Source organism: Flagellimonas algicida (assembly GCF_049629585.1).
Classification (GTDB): Bacteria; Bacteroidota; Bacteroidia; order Flavobacteriales; family Flavobacteriaceae; genus Flagellimonas.
This window is the reverse complement of the sequence record NZ_JBMYIX010000003.1, coordinates 341,188-356,298: the sequence shown is the minus strand read 5'-3', so window position 1 is coordinate 356,298 and position 15,111 is coordinate 341,188. Positions and strand designations below refer to the sequence as shown.

At 45.8% G+C, this 15,111-nt stretch carries 15 protein-coding genes; 13 read left to right on the top strand and 2 right to left on the bottom strand.

What is annotated here, in order from left to right; genetic code table 11:
• Positions 1–81 precede the first annotated feature (81 nt).
• From ACPD8L_RS15425 to ACPD8L_RS15375, 11 genes are all read left to right on the top strand, one after another.
• Complete coding sequence (locus ACPD8L_RS15425) at positions 82–1,050, top strand: electron transfer flavoprotein subunit alpha/FixB family protein (protein WP_423944377.1); 969 nt, start codon at positions 82–84, stop codon at positions 1,048–1,050.
• 91 nt (positions 1,051–1,141) lie between these two features.
• Complete coding sequence (locus tag ACPD8L_RS15420; RefSeq protein ID WP_116217306.1) at positions 1,142–1,774, top strand: bifunctional nuclease family protein; 633 nt, start codon at positions 1,142–1,144, stop codon at positions 1,772–1,774.
• Between the two features lie 9 nt (positions 1,775–1,783).
• On the top strand, positions 1,784–3,244 hold the full coding sequence (locus tag ACPD8L_RS15415) for a NupC/NupG family nucleoside CNT transporter (protein ID WP_423944375.1): 1,461 nt from the start codon (positions 1,784–1,786) through the stop codon (positions 3,242–3,244).
• Between the two features lie 172 nt (positions 3,245–3,416).
• Positions 3,417–4,241: a thymidylate synthase gene (locus tag ACPD8L_RS15410; protein WP_423944372.1), complete on the top strand. Its 825-nt coding sequence runs from the start codon at positions 3,417–3,419 to the stop codon at positions 4,239–4,241.
• Between the two features lie 88 nt (positions 4,242–4,329).
• A complete protein-coding gene (locus tag ACPD8L_RS15405) occupies positions 4,330–5,388 on the top strand; it encodes an endonuclease/exonuclease/phosphatase family protein (protein WP_423944369.1) in 1,059 nt (352 codons plus the stop codon).
• Positions 5,389–5,391: 3 nt separating this feature from the next.
• The gene (locus ACPD8L_RS15400; RefSeq protein WP_421810894.1) at positions 5,392–5,745 is read left to right on the top strand and encodes an iron chaperone; all 354 of its coding nucleotides are present in this window, start codon (positions 5,392–5,394) and stop codon (positions 5,743–5,745) included.
• A 78-nt stretch (positions 5,746–5,823) separates the two neighbouring features.
• Positions 5,824–7,284 carry a sulfatase gene (locus tag ACPD8L_RS15395; protein ID WP_423944365.1) on the top strand — a complete coding sequence of 487 codons (1,461 nt, stop codon included), beginning with the start codon at positions 5,824–5,826 and terminating at the stop codon, positions 7,282–7,284.
• 58 nt (positions 7,285–7,342) lie between these two features.
• Complete coding sequence (locus ACPD8L_RS15390; RefSeq protein ID WP_423944363.1) at positions 7,343–8,014, top strand: hypothetical protein; 672 nt, start codon at positions 7,343–7,345, stop codon at positions 8,012–8,014.
• A gap of 23 nt (positions 8,015–8,037) precedes the next feature.
• Positions 8,038–8,931, top strand: a complete 894-nt coding sequence (locus ACPD8L_RS15385; protein WP_423944360.1) for a cation diffusion facilitator family transporter — start codon at positions 8,038–8,040, stop codon at positions 8,929–8,931.
• A 195-nt stretch (positions 8,932–9,126) separates the two neighbouring features.
• On the top strand, positions 9,127–10,254 hold the full coding sequence (locus ACPD8L_RS15380) for a cyanophycinase (RefSeq protein WP_423944358.1): 1,128 nt from the start codon (positions 9,127–9,129) through the stop codon (positions 10,252–10,254).
• 111 nt (positions 10,255–10,365) lie between these two features.
• On the top strand, positions 10,366–11,007 hold the full coding sequence (locus tag ACPD8L_RS15375) for a toxin-antitoxin system YwqK family antitoxin (protein ID WP_423944355.1): 642 nt from the start codon (positions 10,366–10,368) through the stop codon (positions 11,005–11,007).
• A gap of 53 nt (positions 11,008–11,060) precedes the next feature.
• Here the strand turns inward: ACPD8L_RS15375 and ACPD8L_RS15370 are convergent, their stop codons facing one another.
• Positions 11,061–11,249 (bottom strand): hypothetical protein, encoded by a 189-nt coding sequence (locus ACPD8L_RS15370; RefSeq protein ID WP_423944352.1) that lies wholly within the window; start codon positions 11,247–11,249, stop codon positions 11,061–11,063.
• Between the two features lie 252 nt (positions 11,250–11,501).
• Here ACPD8L_RS15370 and ACPD8L_RS15365 point away from each other — a divergent pair, with 252 nt between their 5' ends.
• Together ACPD8L_RS15365 and ACPD8L_RS15360 are read left to right on the top strand one after the other, a co-directional pair.
• Positions 11,502–12,380, top strand: a complete 879-nt coding sequence (locus tag ACPD8L_RS15365; RefSeq protein WP_423944349.1) for a DUF5694 domain-containing protein — start codon at positions 11,502–11,504, stop codon at positions 12,378–12,380.
• A 148-nt stretch (positions 12,381–12,528) separates the two neighbouring features.
• Positions 12,529–13,398, top strand: coding sequence for a polysaccharide deacetylase family protein (locus ACPD8L_RS15360; protein ID WP_423944346.1), 870 nt, complete (start codon positions 12,529–12,531; stop codon positions 13,396–13,398).
• 99 nt (positions 13,399–13,497) lie between these two features.
• On the opposite strand, the gene ACPD8L_RS15355 is transcribed toward ACPD8L_RS15360, so the two are convergent.
• Positions 13,498–15,081 carry a spondin domain-containing protein gene (locus ACPD8L_RS15355; RefSeq protein WP_423944344.1) on the bottom strand — a complete coding sequence of 528 codons (1,584 nt, stop codon included), beginning with the start codon at positions 15,079–15,081 and terminating at the stop codon, positions 13,498–13,500.
• Positions 15,082–15,111: the final 30 nt, after the last annotated feature.

Genomic DNA, 15,111 nt, shown 5'->3' with positions numbered 1-15,111 from the left:
TTCCGAACTCGTTTCGGAATCCATTTGAAAAAGTCATAAGGTTCCTGAAACAAGTTCAGGAAAAAATTTAAAGAAATTTTTATGTCAGTATTAGTATATACCGAATCCGAAAAAGGAAAATTCAAAAAAAGTGCCTTTGAAGTGGCTTCCTATGCCTACAAAGTAGCACAAGACTTGGGAACAAATGTGACCGCGGTTGCCTTTAATGCCAATGACGAAGCTTCATTGGGCAATTATGGTGTCTCCAAGGTTTTAAAGATATCCAATGACCAATTGGCCACTTTCAACGCCAAAGCCTACGCCGATGCACTGACCCAGGCTGCAGAGGCCGAAGAGGCCAAAGTCATTATCTTAAGCTCCAGTGCCGATACCAAGTTTTTGGCGCCCATCCTAACCGCAAAACTTAGCGCCGGTTACGTACCCAATGTTGTTGCCGCTCCGGATAGTACCTCACCTTTTGTTGTGAAGCGTACTGCGTTCAGCAATAAAGGGTTTGCCCATACCGAAATCAGTTCGGACATAAAAATTATAGGAGTGTCCAACAATGCCTATGGCGCAATGGAAAACAATGTTTCAGCTTCTGTTGAAGATTTTAACCCTTCCTTGGGCGATTCAGATTTCACCACCAAATCCGTTGAAGTGGACAAGGTCGCAGGGAAAGTCTCCATTGCCGATGCCGATATTGTGGTATCAGGAGGTAGAGGACTTAAAGGCCCTGAAAATTGGGGCATGGTAGAAGAATTGGCCGATGTTCTGGGAGCAGCCACTGCCTGTTCCAAGCCCGTCTCGGATTTGGGCTGGCGCCCCCATGGCGAACACGTAGGCCAGACCGGAAAACCCGTGGCCAGTAATTTATACATCGCTATAGGGATTTCAGGTGCCATTCAACATTTGGCGGGGGTCAGCGCCTCAAAAACCAAGGTGGTGATCAACAATGACCCTGAAGCCCCATTCTTTAAAGCTGCTGATTATGGTATAGTTGGCGACGCCTTTGAGGTGGTGCCCAAGCTCATCGAAAAATTAAAGGAATTTAAAGCCCAAAACGCTTAAATTTTGTTAATTTGCCCTTAACAAGGGGCTGTTCAGATAACTGGCAACGCCGCTTATTTGAACGGCCCTTTTGGGTTTTTAGGAGGAGATTATGAGCTTAGTTCGATTAAAAATAAAGGGAATATCATATAGTCAAACACAAAATGGTGCGTATGCCCTTATTTTAAATGAAGTGGAGGGAGACCGAAAACTTCCCATTGTCATTGGTGCCTTTGAAGCCCAGTCCATTGCCATTGCGCTGGAAAAAGAAATCAAACCACCAAGGCCCTTGACACACGACCTTTTCAAGAATTTCGCAGATAGATTTCAGATTGTGGTGAAGCAGGTGATCATCCACAAATTAGTGGACGGTGTTTTTTATTCCAGCATCATCTGTGAGCAGGACAAGGTAGAGGAAATCATCGATGCCCGCACCAGCGATGCCATTGCTTTGGCGCTTCGGTTTGATGCCCCTATATTCACCTACAAGACCATCTTGGACAAAGCAGGGATCTTTCTTAAATTCTCCCCCAAGGAAAATGAAGAGAATGAGGAAGACGATAGCATTGTGGTGGATGAAATCCTTCAAGAAGGCGAAACCGTTGAAATAGAATCAGGGGCAGACACCCATGGGTATCGGGAAATGTCCTTGGATGAGCTCCATAAAGAATTGGACAAAGCAGTGGCCAACGAAGATTACGAAAAGGCCGCCAAACTGCGGGACGAAATTTCCAAGCGCAAATAAACCAACTACATGGGGAAAAAGACCTTAAGTTTCCTGACACTATTGCTCCTGTGCACTGTTGCCTTGGGACAAAACACCCCACCTACCGACTCTCTGAATATTGCCATTGGCACTACCCTCATCAATGATGTTTCAGTTCAAAATGTAACAGAAATCATACCCAATCAAGGTTTTTCCATCCATACGTTATGGCGCGGGGCTCTGGGAATGGCCGTGCTTATTTTCATCTCATTTTTGTTCAGTTCCAACAGAAAGGCCATCAACTGGAGAACAGTGGGCATCGGTCTTGCATTGCAATTGTTGATTGCCGTTGGAGTGCTCAAGGTATCTTTTGTGCAGTATGCCTTTGAAAAAGTTGGGGAAGTTTTTGTCAGCATTTTGGACTTTACCCGCGCCGGAAGCCAGTTCCTGTTTGAAGGTTTGGTGGTGGACATGGACACGTTCGGCTATATTTTCGCCTTTCAGGTATTGCCTACCATTATATTTTTCTCTGCATTGACCTCGGTATTGTTCTACTTGGGAGTAATTCAAAAAGTGGTAAAGGCCATGGCTTGGTTATTGTCCAAATCCTTGGGCATATCAGGAGCGGAAAGCCTCTCCGTGGCCGGAAACATTTTCTTGGGGCAGACCGAAGCCCCATTGCTCATCAAGGCCTATCTGGAAAAAATGAACAAATCTGAAATCCTTTTGGTGATGATTGGCGGAATGGCCACCGTAGCCGGCGCCGTTCTTGCAGCCTATATTGGTTTTTTAGGTGGGGATGACCCTGAATTGCGATTGGTATTCGCCAAACACCTGTTGGCCGCTTCCGTGATGGCCGCACCTGGCGCCATTGTCATTTCAAAAATATTATATCCCCAGACCGAAACCGTAAATACCGATGTCCAAGTCTCTTCGGAAAAAATTGGCGCCAACATCTTGGACGCCATTGCCAACGGAACCACGGAAGGATTAAAATTGGCCCTAAACGTGGGTGCCATGCTCTTGGTCTTCGTAGCCTTCATCGCTATGATCAATGGTATTTTGGGCTGGGTTGGCGATTGGAGCACCCTCAACAATTGGATTGCAGCCAATTCACCATACAACAGTTTTTCGCTTGAAGCCATATTAGGCACTGTATTCGCTCCCCTCATGTGGCTTATAGGCGTGGCCAACGAAGATGTTATGCTTATGGGGCAGTTGCTTGGCATTAAACTGGCGGCCAGCGAATTTGTGGGCTACATTCAATTGGCGGAACTCAAGAACATGAATAGCGACCTGCACTTTGCCTATAACAAGTCCGTGATCATGGCCACTTACATGCTTTGTGGCTTTGCCAACTTTGCCTCCATTGGTATTCAGATAGGCGGCATTGGCTCCTTGGCCCCCGGACAGCGCAAGACCCTCTCCGAATTCGGTATGAAAGCCGTTTTAGGCGGCTCCTTGGCGTCACTACTTTCGGCCACTATTGCCGGGATGATATTGGGATAACGCATATTCCGTTGATAAAATCTTTATAAGTACATCCTGCTCCTATTTTGAATGCTTTTTTCTTGATGTAATTTAGACCGATTGATTTTTTTGTCACATCGAGCGCAGTCGAGATGTCTTGGATTTCTCCTCATGCATTCATTCGAAATGACCTCTAATTTGTACCAAAAGAATGAAACAATACCACGACCTTCTTAAACACGTTTTGGAACATGGCAATGCCAAGGGCGATCGCACGGGAACAGGAACCTTGAGCGTTTTTGGCTATCAAATGCGTTTTGACCTTTCCGAAGGATTTCCCATGGTGACCACCAAAAAGTTGCACCTGAAATCCATTGTCCACGAACTGCTTTGGTTTTTGAAAGGTGATACCAACATTCAATATCTACAGGAGAACGGGGTGCGGATTTGGAACGAATGGGCTGATGACCAAGGGAATTTAGGCCCTGTGTACGGACACCAATGGCGCAATTGGAACAGTGAGGAAATCGACCAGATCAAGGAAGTCATCGAAACCCTGAAGAACAACCCCAATAGCCGAAGAATGCTGGTCTCCGCGTGGAACCCCAGTGTACTTCCGGACACTTCGGTATCCTTTTCGGAAAATGTGGCCAACGGAAAAGCAGCATTGCCCCCATGTCATGCTTTCTTCCAATTTTATGTGGCCGACGGCAAACTTTCCTGCCAGCTGTATCAGCGGAGCGCCGATATCTTTTTGGGAGTTCCCTTCAATATAGCCTCCTATGCACTCTTCACCATGATGATGGCCCAAGTTTGTGGCTACCAGCCTGGGGAATTCATCCACACCTTTGGTGATGCCCATATCTACGACAACCATAGGGAGCAAGTGGAACTGCAACTGAGTCGTGACCCGAGACCTTTGCCCACCATGAAACTCAACCCGGAAGTCAAGGATATTTTCTCCTTTACTTTTGATGATTTTGAGCTACTGAATTACGACCCGCATCCCCACATTAAAGGTGTTGTGGCGGTATAGAGATTACCAGTTGGATTAAAAAATTAGTGCTAACTTACCATTGATTCCTTTACCTCCCATTCGAAGTAAAATTCAATAAAAATTGCACATGGATATTTGGCATATTGTACTGAACACTTTGTCAATTATATGTGCCTTGGTGAGTTTTTTGCCTTTTTTGGATTTCAAGCATTGGTTCTTCCGTGTATTTGATTTTATCAGGCTCCAGCTCTTGGCACTACTGGTTGCACTGTTCATCGCTGGTTTGTTTTTCAGTGGTACCTCCATATTTCTGGAGACACTCACTAGAGTGTTACTTTTGATTGCAATTATCTACCAGTTCTTCGTGATTTGGCCCTACATTCCCTTCCGAAAAAAATCTGGAAAACTTCCAAAAGAGGCCATTACCCTGATCAGCGTCAATGTGCTGCAAAAAAATACCGATCATCAAAAACTGATTGGCTTGGTCAAACAGATACAACCGGATATTTTGCTGACCATGGAAAGCAACTTGGAATGGGAAAAAGCACTTTCAGAGCTTGAAAATGACTTTGCCTTTTCACACAAAATACCCAAAGAGAACCGGTATGGGATGCATTTCTACTCCAAGCTAAAGGTAAAATCCTGCCAGGGACATTACTTGATTTCTGAGGAACACCCTTCCATTGAAGCTACTTTGGTAGATAAAAATGGTACCGATTTCATCTTTTGGGGCATCCACCCACCACCGCCAAGTCCTACGGAAAAGCCTACCTCCAAACAAAAAGATGCCGAACTTATGAAGGTGGCCCAATTGGTCCGTAAAAAAAAGACACCCACCTTGGTTTCGGGCGATTTCAACAATGTGTGCTGGTCCAAAAGCTCTAGACTCTTCTCAAAAGTGTCCAAACTAAAAGACGCGCGCTTGGGAAAGGGGTTCTACAGCACCTTCCCGGTAAAACCCAAACTGTTCCGCTTCCCTATAGATTTGTTGTTCCACTCCGGGAATATGGGAGTGCATCAAATAAAGACCTTACCCGCTATTGGGTCTGACCATTTGCCGCTATTTGCTACATTTACCATTACCGATACAGGGCATAACACCATAAAACCCATGGAGCCCGAAGTAAAACAAGAGGTGGTTTCCATTATTGTGGAAGGCAAGGAGGCCACTCAGGAAGAAAACTAAAAAATGAATAAAAAGCCAGAAAATGTGGATGGGTATATTGCCGAGTTTCCTCCAGAAATTCAGGAAAAGCTTAATCAAATCCGTAAAGTGATACGTGAAAATGCCCCTGATGCCGTTGAAAGCATTGCCTACGGTATGCCCGCTTACAAGCTAAACAAAAAACCCTTGGTCTATTTTGCGGGATATGCAAAGCATATTGGTTTTTATGCCACCCCATCCGGACATAGTGCATTCGAGGCCCAACTGTCCCAATACAAACAAGGAAAGGGCTCTGTACAATTTCCGTTGGACCAACCCGTGCCTTTGGATTTAATTGCTGAAATAGTACGGTTCAGGGTTTCGGAAAACACCCCATAAAGAATCTTAGGTTTTTGAGTATTACGATGCATTTTGCATATATTCAAAATATAAAATCAACATCAGAAAACCATGCCAATGCCATTTACCAAGAGAAGTTCATTGCTAAGTTTAATCCTTTGTGTGGGTCTACATCTATGGTCCCATTCCCAAAAACAGGAGCAGGACTATAATGTACTTTTTATCATTTCCGATGACCTTACCGCAACGGCCGTATCATCCTATGGAAACAAAGCCGTACATACGCCCAATATCGACAAGCTGGCATCGGAAGGAACCCGATTTACCAAAGCCTATTGCCAATATCCGGTATGTGGGCCCTCTCGGGCCTCTTTTATGAGCGGATATTACCCCAATGCCACCACTACCTACGGATATGTGAGCGGTCGCGAAAATATTGGTGATGAACGGAAAACATGGTCGCAGTCCTTCAAGGACAAGGGGTATTACACGGCCCGCGTGAGCAAGATTTTCCATATGGGTGTCCCCATCGATATTGAACAGGGCAGCGATGGCAAGGACGACCTCGCTTCGTGGAATGAAAAATACAACAGTCAAGCCCCGGAATGGCAAACCAAGGGAGAGGCCGAACTCGTACAGGGCAACCCTGATGGGGTCATAGAACGAAAGGGAGGCAATGTTATGACCATTGTCAAGGCCAATGGGGACGACTTGGTCCATGCGGATGGAAAAACAGCCCAAAAAGCCAGTGAGCTCATTCGAAAACATAAGAATGAAAAGTTCTTCCTCGCCGTTGGGATGGTACGGCCCCATGTTCCCTTTGTAGCGCCAAAATCGCACTTTGATCCGTATCCTTATGCCGATATTGTTTTACCCAAAAAAGTGGAAAATGACTGGGACGACATCCCCAAAAGGGGCATCAACTACGTGACCAGTGTTAATGGACAAATGAGTCTTGAACAACAACAAAAGGCCGTTGCCGCCTATTATGCTTCCGTTTCTTTTATGGATGAGCAGGTGGGCAAAGTGTTGAAGATCTTGAAAGACGAAGGTCTGGAGGACAATACCATCGTCATATTCGCTTCCGATCACGGGTTCCATTTGGGGGAACACGATTTTTGGATGAAGGTAAGCCTGCATGAGGAATCGGCCAGGGTGCCGTTGATCATAAAAGTCCCGGGCAAAAAACCCGCCGTCTGCAATTCGTTTGTTGAACTCATCGACCTGTACCCCACCATTGCCTCATTGGCCGGAGTGGAGTATTCCGAACATCTACAGGGAAAAAATCTGGTAAAACTATTGGAGGACCCCAATGAAAAAGTCAGGGATATGGCCTTCAGCGTGTCTCAAGGCGGAAAAACCTTTTTGCTACGCACCGATAAATGGGCTTACATCCAATACGATGAAGATGCCACATCGGGCATGGAACTCTTTGATATGGAAAACGACCCAAAGCAATACACCAACCTCGCCTACGATTCCAACTATGCCGATGTGGTGGCCGATTTTCAACAAAAACTAAAGGACAAGCTGAAGGAGGTCCGTACCAACGACCTAGGGATTGACTACTCCAAATAATCTGCAAATTTTGTGGTATCTTAAACCTATCGAGCAGCAACCACTAAAATCCTAGAAAATGAAACATATCATCACCGTATTGGCCCTGACAGGAGCCTTGATGTCCTGCAACACCTCAAACAAGACGAAGGACAACGCAGAGGAGAGCCCCGCAAAAGAAACGGTAACGGACAGTACCGCCACCCACTTCGTTGCCATTGATACCGAAGAAGCTTTAATCGCCACCTCCTTGATGGCCGCCCCGGAGGCAAGTCGCGCCGGATGCAAGGTCATCGGCTACAACAACGAAGGGGAACTGGTGACTTATAAAGAAGGGAACAACGAATTCATCGTTCTGGCGGACGACCCAAAAAAATCAGGGTTCAATGCAGCTTGCTACCACAAAAGTCTGGAACCATTTATGGCACGAGGTCGTGAACTCCGGGCCGAAGGAAAGACGGGTCCCGAAATTTTTGATATTCGGGAAGCGGAAGCCAAATCGGGCCAGTTGGATATGGGCATAGCCGGAGCCACCCTTCACATCTATTATGGTCCCAATGAGCGCTACGATCCCGAAACGCATAAAGTGGAGGGTGCCAAATACCGCTACGTGGTGTATCTGCCCTTTGCCACTGCGGAATCCACAGGACTCCCTGAAAATCCCGTGGGATCCAACCACCCTTGGATCATGAACCCGGGAACGCACAGGGCCCACATTATGATCTCGCCCTTGGCAGACGACAAGCAATAGGATGATGCACCCGAACACCAAAAATGGATAGCGAACAAAGCGCAATTCGGACCACGTATTTCAGTATTATTGGAAATGCCAGTTTGGCCTTAATCAAAGGCCTTGCCGGTTTCTTTGGGAATTCGTACGCCCTTATTGCCGATGCCATTGAGTCCACCACCGATATTTTCTCCTCGCTACTGGTCCTGTTCGGTTTAAAATATGCCAAGCGGCCTGCCGATGAAAACCATCCGTACGGCCATGGAAAAATTGAGCCCCTGATCACTTTTTTGGTGGTCGCCTTCTTGGTCACCTCGGCCACGGTGATCGCGTATGAAAGCATCCAAAACATTAGAACGCCCCACAAAGTGCCCAAACCATGGACATTGATCGTGTTGGGCTGCATTATCCTCTGGAAGGAAATCTCGTTCAGGATCGTGATCAAAAAAAGTAAGGAGACCCACAGCTCCTCGCTCAGGGCGGATGCTTGGCACCACCGCAGCGATGCCATTACCTCCATCATGGCATTTATTGGGATCACCATAGCCTTGGTGTTCGGAAAAGGATATGAAACCGCGGACGATTGGGCCGCTTTGTTGGCCTCCTCCTTTATCCTCTACAACAGCTATCTGATCTTTAGACCTGCACTGGGGGAGATCATGGACGAGCATCTGTACGATGACCTGCTGGAGGAAATCCGGGAAGAATCCATTAAGGTGAAGGGAGTGGTGGGGACGGAAAAATGTTTTATCCGAAAAGCGGGCATGAAGTACCATGTGGACCTACACGCCATTGTGGATGGGAACATTTCTGTGAAGGAAGGGCACGACATATCGCACCATCTTAAAGATCATTTACTGAGCGAAATCCCCAATTTGGGGCACGTATTGATCCATATAGAACCGGATACCCCGCACCATACGGAACCGAAACCATGACCAATAGGGTCGCCCGCTAGGACTTCCCTTCGGGAAAAAGGTGTATTTTACATTCCATAAACCAACCAGTTAACATTTAGAAGAAACCTCCCGCAATTTATGGACATTAGGAAATTGACATTGAAAAGTCTTAAAAGCCTATCTATAATTTTACTTCTGATTTCAGCAATTTCTTGCCAAAATCCAGAACATAAATTGAATACCGCCAAAAGTCAGTCCATAGGGCCAAAAAATGGTGCATTGTTAATTGGCGGTGGTGGAATGACCGATGAAATGTGGCAGGTATTTTTTGATTTGGCAGGTGGCAAGTCGGCTAAACTGGTAGTGATCCCAACAGCTTTTGATGAAGGTTCAATCCAGTATGACCCTGAATTTAAAATTTTGGAACGGCAGTTCAGGGAACGAGGGTTCGTTAGCATTGAATTCATGCACACAAGGGACACTTTAATGGCCAATAGCGATGATTTTGTAAAACCGCTCAAAACTGCTACTGCGGTTTGGCTTACCGGAGGAAGACAATGGCGAATGGCCGACACCTATCTAAATACCAAGACCCATGCTGAATTGAAAAACGTCCTAAATCGCGGTGGAATTATTGGCGGACACTCAGCAGGAGCATCTATCCAAGGTTCCTATTTGGTAAGGGGCGGACGAGAGGAGGACGGCAACTACAAGATAATCAGCGACCCCAACGTTGGTTTCGGGTTTGTATCCAACACCGCTTTTGACCAACACCACCTTGAACGAAATAGGCAATACGACATGTTCCAATTACTGGAAGTAAACCCTGAACTATTGGGTGTGGGTGTGGATAAAAACACCGCTGTTGTGGTCCAAGGAAATGAGTTTGAAGTCATTGGGGATAAATATGTTGCCCTATATGACGGTACATTTTGGTCGGACTATTTTAATGAGATCGATACCCTTGAAACCGGAAAGGGAAAGTTCTATCTTTTGGAAAATGGCGACAAGTACAATCTCAAGGAAAGACGGGTCCAACGCAATAGGTTCTTACAACCAAAAACAATTTCTCCCGAAGCACAAAAGGAATATTTAGGGAACTTTTTATTTGAAAAAAGCAAAGTGTATTGGAACAACATCATCGTTGAAAATGACACCTTAAAATTTCAAATTGTGCGCAGGAACATTGTTCGTGACCCGATCCCAATTTATCCCTACGGAAAAGATTTGTATTTTGATACGGATGCCGAGTTATGGTTTCATTTTAAAAGGGATACTTTAGGACAGATTATAGGCTTTGATAAAAAAACGCATCAATTTATAGATGGCCTAAACCAGAGGTTCAACAAAGTTGTGGAATAAAACCTGTGATCATAATTCATTACAACCATCCCTCCAACACCATTTAGGCTTCCATCATACTTCGGGGAAAAAGGTGTATTTTACATCCCTATAAACAAGTTAGCTTAAGTTTTGAAGAATTCAATTTATCCCTTTCTATTTTCAATTCTACTCTTAGCCCCAATCACTTTAATCGGACAGAATTCATTTGAGCAAGAAATACTTGGAACTTGGGAACATGAAAAACCCAAACAGAATCCAGAACTCTTGTTGAGACCGAAAAAACATAACGAATCAAATCATGTTTCCATAAGCACCTACTTCTTTCAGAAGGACGGCATACTGGATATTAAAGAAGATTTTGGACAGTTTAAAGCATACTACTCGGTTTCTGACTCAATATTGATAATCGGAACACGGAAATACAGAATACTTGAGTATTCCCAAAACCAATTCTCCATGGAAGAGGTGGGCGATTTAGTTGTTTTCAAAAAGAAATTGGAGTTTATACGAACCGACAAAAACATTGAACCAATTCCTTTCAATGAGAAAATAGCTGAATTCCATAAAAATGGAAACCTTAAAACTTCTGGAGAAAAGGAAAGCGGCTTTGAAAACGGGATATGGACCGAGTGGCATGAAAATGGACATGTGAAGTCGGTCATTTACTATAACATGGGGGCACCCCTAATGACTTCCGAGTTCAACCAAAAGGGAGAATTAATCTCAAAAAGCTGGTTCGATTTGAATTCAAACTCAGTTCGTACAGATTAAGAACGCATTTTAACATTACCACAATTCACCTCAACCTTCCATACCCAAAACCACTACTCCCTCAACCAACCCCCAATCCCTTTTAGGGCCTCCACCACACTTTGTACTTCCCTTCGGGAAAAGGTATCCTCTTCCAGATAGAACAGCATCACCACCCCAAGGTCCAAAATATCGGCCAATTGGGCCGGGGTACCGTAGCCTTCCTTGATAAACTTCTGTAATTTTTCATTCTTTTGGGACATGCCCCAAATGTAGATAAGCTTTTGGTTTTAAGGGTCATAATAAATTATGACTGCCAAAAAAAACTAAAATTTCCGCCAACACTTACACGCTGCACACCATTGCCCATGCCCTTGATATTGATCTTAAGGAGCTTTTCAGTTTTAAAAAGTAAACCGTCCGTTCAGATAGAATGTACCAAGAATGCAGTTTGGCCAACCACGCAACTGTAACAAAACCTCACCCCCCTTATCTTTACAAAAAACAGCACTACCATGACCCTAAAAATTCTATGGGCTTTTGCCGCCGCGTTGTCTTTGGCAAATTGCAGCACCCCTACCGAAAAGCCTAAAAGCCAACAAGCTCCTAAAACAAAACAAGCCCTGATCATTGGCACATTCCACTACAACAATCCCGGTGCGGATGTGGCCAAGACCAAGAATTTTGATATTATGGGTTCCGCCGCCCAAGATCAATTGGAAGAAATTTCGGAAAAAATCAAGGACTTTGCCCCCGATAGGGTTTTTGTGGAATGGCCCTACGATGAACAATCAGAACTGGACTCCCTATACCAACTGTACCTAGAGGACCGTTATTTTTCCAACGACAGCCTTTCCAACTTCTATTTAAAAAATGAAATCTTTCAATTGGCGTTCCGCACGGCAAAAAAAATTGGACTGCCCAAGGTAACCGCCATAGATTACAACAACACCGAATTTCCTTTTGATAGTGTAATGACCGTAGTGGCCACCCAAAAACAAAAAATTCTGGAAAAAGAGTTCAGTGAGGGTATACAACAGTTTACCCAAGTGTTTGATGAAAAAATTGAATCTGGTAGTTCTTTGTTGGAGCTCACCTACTACCTCAATACGGAAGAAATGCGACAGTTGAGCAATAAATTCCATACCCAGACCCCGCTTTTGGTGGGTGACCAGACCAACTTTATTGGCCCTTACCTTGCCGCGGAATGGCACAAGCGAAATCTGTACATGTGGTCCCTTGCACAAAAGGCCACCCAAAAGAACGACCAGCGCATTGTACTCTTGCTTGGCGCCAGTCATATTGCCACAATCAAAGATTTTATTGATCAAAATAAAGATTGGGGCACCGTGGAACTTGAGGAGCTCTTCAATTTTCAAGATCAAAACCATTGATTCTTGTATTCACGAAGAAAATTTGTCCAAGAGCACACGGTCTTTACCAAAAAGAGCGCCCAAACTATGTTTGTACACCTTTCCCAATTTCAAAATTCAGTACCTTTATCTCTCCAGATAATCGACCTTTACAATTTCCTTTGCCCATATGAACACAGCCCAGATGCTTGGTTTCCCAAAAGGGACCAAACTGTTGATCATCCATGCAGACGATGCCGGATTGTCCCATTCCGAAAACCAGGCCACCATACAGGCCCTTTCCACCGGATCCGTAAATTCCTATAGCATCATGGTGCCCTGCCCGTGGTTCCATGAAATGGCGCTTTTTGCCAAAACACACCCCCAATTTGACCATGGCGTGCACCTTACCCTGACCTGCGAATGGGAAAATTACAAGTTTGGCCCCGTACTGCCCGTCCATGAGGTTCCCAGTTTGGTGGATGAAAATGGGCATTTCCCCAAAAAGAGGGATGTTCTTAAAAAACATGCGTCCGCTACTGAAGTGGCCAAAGAGCTTTCCGCACAGATCGAAAAAGCTTTGTCCTATGGATTACGGCCCACCCATATTGATTCCCATATGTACAGCGTGGGTTCGGATTCTGCATTTTTTGAAGTGTACCGGGAGCTTGGCAAAAAATATAACCTCCCCGTACAGGTCAATGCACAACTCCTTAGCATGGTGGGACTAGACCCCAATACCATCATTCAGGAAGGTGATTTTCTGGTGGACCAAGTGCATTTGGGTTCCTATGACCATTTTGAGAAAGGACAATTGGGCAATCAGTACATGGACATCTTGGATAATTTGGCGGAAGGTCTCAATGTGATCTTGATCCATACCGCTTTTGATGACCGCGAGATGCAGGGCATCACCATAAACCATCCGAATTTTGGTTCGGCATGGCGACAGATTGATTTTGATACCTTCACCAGTGAGGCGGTAAAATCGAAAATTGAAGAAAACGGCATCAAATTGATCACTTGGGGAGAGATCAACAGCCTTTTGGCCCGTCATTGACATTTCAGCTTTACCATAATAACAAAGAACGCCCAAACTTTGTTTGGGCGCTCCGACCAACCGGTCAACCTACATGTGACATTCCCTTTCACATAGCAATTAATTGACGGTGATGGTCACTCGTACCAAGTGTTCAATGGAGGGAACATTGTCCGCTATCTCGGTCTCCTCGGCCACCAGACCATTTTCTTCAGCTCCCGTATCAGGTCCGCTTTGTCGTGGGGCTTGGTCCGCTCCGGCTCCCGGATATTGGTCCACTTCGGTCCCGGAATCATAAATACTGAGTTCCAAGGTGATGTCGCCAGAAATTGGAGTCCCGTTTTCAAACAGGGCAATGCCTTCGGTTCCCACTACCCAATCGTTGGACTGTCCCAACATGGAGGCAAACGAGAGCATGTCGCCGTTTTCGGCAGTGAACTCAAAACTGAAGGAATCCCCGGGGAAGATTGGTCCAGGGCCCGCTGCCCCCACCGGCGTGTTGAAAATATTATCGTATCCAGAAGGGTCGGCATCCTCCGCCAAGGCCTCAAAAGCCTCGGTAGAAGCCACGCCTTCTTCAAAAACCGGGTTGTTTATGCCAAAAGCTCCGGGCGCAAACGGGGATACATACCCGCTGTTTTCATCCAACTCCATAACGGTGATTTCGTTGTTGCCGTCCTCGGCCATTCGCTCCAGCCCTTCGGAGGCCGCCATCCCTTCTTCAAAGAATGGGGTTTTATCAGCTCCATGGACTACCCAGGCACCGGGTGCAAACGGCGAAACCAAACTGCACTCATTGGAAATATTGTGAATGGTCAAGGTAAACTCGGTACCTCCGTCATGGGAAAGTTCTACCTTGATCATACTGTCTACTTCAGGATAGGTGAATCCATCAGCTATGTTTTCAATCAACTCCACGGTTCCGTTTTCGTCCATTCCGGTATCGGGTTCGGGCTGTCTTGGGGCTTGGTTGGGTCCAACACCGGGCTCTTCGTTCACCTCGGTCCCGGCATCCCACAAGGCAACCAGATAGGTTACGTCCCCTGTTTTGGCAACGCCATCCTCATCATACAGTCGGATTCCGTTTTCGTAGGGTGCAAAGAACAGGTCGTTGGATTGCCCCAGCATGGTGGCAAAATTCAAGTAGTGCCCTATTCCTGCATTAAAGGTGTACTCTACAGACTCTCCCGGAGGGATTCCCGCGGTGGCCCCAGTGCTGAAATACGACTTGGGGGCGATCACGTTTTCAATGGTCACCGTAAAACTGGCGCTTGGGTTGGCGCCCCGGGTCACCATAATACTATTGGAGAGATCGTACTCCCCAGAGAGGTCGTTAAGGCTCATACCGGCTTCCAGTCCTTGCAGTCCATCTTCATAGACCACATGGTAAATAAAGCATACGCCCACTCCGGCTCCATCAAAATCCACTCCTTCCAAGGCTTCCAGTGTTGGGGGAAGTCCCAAAATCATATCGGAATCATCCGTGATCACAAAACCACTGTTGCTGCCCACCAGTCCGCTGGCATCCAAGGCAACTCCGCTTACCATATCGGGGGTTCCGTCAACAGTGAATGTAAAAGGTCCGCCGGAAAGCGTTCCCGCATCAAGTACAACAGGCTCTACTACCTCGGAGTCGTCATTACTACATGAAACCACCAAGACACCTATGCACATAAACATCAATGCAAATTTTAAGTTGTTCATTATTGCTGTTTTTAAGGTTATGGCACAAAT

Coding starts and splice junctions, on each gene's coding strand:
- ACPD8L_RS15425 (WP_423944377.1), top strand. CDS start 82: ATGTCAGTATTAGTATATACCGAATCCGAAAAAGGAAAATTCAAAAAA.
- ACPD8L_RS15420 (WP_116217306.1), top strand. CDS start 1,142: ATGAGCTTAGTTCGATTAAAAATAAAGGGAATATCATATAGTCAAACA.
- ACPD8L_RS15415 (WP_423944375.1), top strand. CDS start 1,784: ATGGGGAAAAAGACCTTAAGTTTCCTGACACTATTGCTCCTGTGCACT.
- ACPD8L_RS15410 (WP_423944372.1), top strand. CDS start 3,417: ATGAAACAATACCACGACCTTCTTAAACACGTTTTGGAACATGGCAAT.
- ACPD8L_RS15405 (WP_423944369.1), top strand. CDS start 4,330: ATGGATATTTGGCATATTGTACTGAACACTTTGTCAATTATATGTGCC.
- ACPD8L_RS15400 (WP_421810894.1), top strand. CDS start 5,392: ATGAATAAAAAGCCAGAAAATGTGGATGGGTATATTGCCGAGTTTCCT.
- ACPD8L_RS15395 (WP_423944365.1), top strand. CDS start 5,824: ATGCCATTTACCAAGAGAAGTTCATTGCTAAGTTTAATCCTTTGTGTG.
- ACPD8L_RS15390 (WP_423944363.1), top strand. CDS start 7,343: ATGAAACATATCATCACCGTATTGGCCCTGACAGGAGCCTTGATGTCC.
- ACPD8L_RS15385 (WP_423944360.1), top strand. CDS start 8,038: ATGGATAGCGAACAAAGCGCAATTCGGACCACGTATTTCAGTATTATT.
- ACPD8L_RS15370 (WP_423944352.1), bottom strand. CDS start 11,249: ATGTCCCAAAAGAATGAAAAATTACAGAAGTTTATCAAGGAAGGCTAC.
- ACPD8L_RS15365 (WP_423944349.1), top strand. CDS start 11,502: ATGACCCTAAAAATTCTATGGGCTTTTGCCGCCGCGTTGTCTTTGGCA.
- ACPD8L_RS15360 (WP_423944346.1), top strand. CDS start 12,529: ATGAACACAGCCCAGATGCTTGGTTTCCCAAAAGGGACCAAACTGTTG.
- ACPD8L_RS15355 (WP_423944344.1), bottom strand. CDS start 15,081: ATGAACAACTTAAAATTTGCATTGATGTTTATGTGCATAGGTGTCTTG.